Source organism: Dryocola clanedunensis, assembly GCF_038405435.1.
Lineage (GTDB): Bacteria > Pseudomonadota > Gammaproteobacteria > Enterobacterales > Enterobacteriaceae > Dryocola > Dryocola clanedunensis_A.
In genome coordinates this window covers 1-513 of the sequence record NZ_JBBYHZ010000241.1, presented here as the reverse complement: position 1 = coordinate 513, position 513 = coordinate 1, and the positions used below count along the sequence as shown (strand labels likewise).

The 513-nt window shown below is 67.3% G+C and carries 1 protein-coding gene and 1 pseudogene; both read right to left on the bottom strand.

Annotated features, from left to right (window positions below):
- Positions 1–253 (bottom strand): annotated as a pseudogene (locus AAE045_RS24440) (2-dehydro-3-deoxy-6-phosphogalactonate aldolase); the annotation flags it as partial.
- Between the two features lie 2 nt (positions 254–255).
- Positions 256–513: SDR family oxidoreductase (locus AAE045_RS24435; protein ID WP_455549875.1), on the bottom strand; the 258-nt coding region annotated here is incomplete at its 5' end.

Genomic DNA, 513 nt, shown 5'->3' with positions numbered 1-513 from the left:
TGAAGCGTGCGCCGATCTCCACCAATGCGTCCACCTGCTGTTCGCGCAGCACGGTGCCGCCCCCGATCCAGGCCTGTGCACCGAACGCGCGCTGCGCGCCGGCGATGCTGTCTTCCCAGCGTGGCGAGTTCAGCGGGACTTCGATCGCATCGAAGCCGGCATCCACCAGTGCGCGGACGTGAGCGAGGGTGTCTTCGGGGGGGATGCCGCGCAGGATCGCGACAAGCGGCAGATGGAAGGTCGGTGCGGTCATGATTACTCGTGGTAAAGCTGGGAACGGCCACCGTCGATCAGGATGTCGGTGGCATTGATGAAGCGGGCTTCGTCACTGGCCAGGAACAGCGCGGTATGCGCCACCTCGCCGGGCTCGCCGATGCGCTTGCAGGGCAGCAGCTGCTCCTGTGCGTGGCGCGTGGCGGCCGGGTCGGCGCTGTTGGCGAACCAGGCTTCGATCCGCGGCACCAGGATCAGCCCCGGCGAAATCGAGTTCACCCGGATGCCCTGCGCCGCATA